General features: G+C 53.0%; 1 protein-coding gene. It reads right to left on the bottom strand.

Features of this window, described 5'->3' with window-relative positions:
* On the bottom strand, nucleotides 1–609 hold a 609-nt coding region (locus tag ABRP66_RS11670; protein ID WP_349838711.1), incomplete at both ends, for an IS110 family transposase.

The following is a 609-nucleotide window of genomic DNA, read 5'->3' as shown; positions in this document are numbered from 1 at the left end:
CGTCGAGCAAAGGCAGCTGCCTTGGCCTTACCTAAGCGTTTTATCTTGGTGGGCCCGCCGTAGCGTGCAAGTAGGTGCAGGACCCATTTGCGGTGGAATATTTGGCCGCGAATGGCCTGCTCGAATTGCGGGTAGCAACCAACAAGTGCGCTTCGAATCTGGTTGATGAGCCTTGTGTATGAGCGTGCTAAGTCTTCGTCGATGCCGTTGAGGACTTTCAACTGGAGGAAGGCTTCTTCGACGCGGTCGACACTGCGAAGGGATTCTGGAAGGTTCTTTGCAGCGTGGGCGATGATGTAGGCATCCCGGATATCAGTTTTGGCGTTTCCGGCATGGATGCGTGAGAGCTGACGCATTGCCAAGCCGGGAAGATAGCGCACATCAATTCCAAGGTCTTGGGCTACCGCGACAGTAAGCCGACCAATGTTATTTGGCTGGTCAACAACGACAAGGACCTTGTTGTTACCAGAGTAGAAATTCGAAAAGAGCGCGCGTAAGGACTGCTCGTTTTGATTGATTCGTTTGGACAGGACCTGGGCGCCGTGGCTATCTAAGACGCAGGCGTGGTGGAAGTATTTTCCAACATCCATTCCGATGACATAGTCGTAG

The organism is Corynebacterium sp. KPL2680 (assembly GCF_040225675.1).
GTDB classification, from domain to species: domain Bacteria; phylum Actinomycetota; class Actinomycetes; order Mycobacteriales; family Mycobacteriaceae; genus Corynebacterium; species Corynebacterium rhinophilum.
The sequence above is the reverse complement of the archived record's forward strand: the minus strand, read 5'-3'. Positions and strand labels throughout refer to the sequence as shown.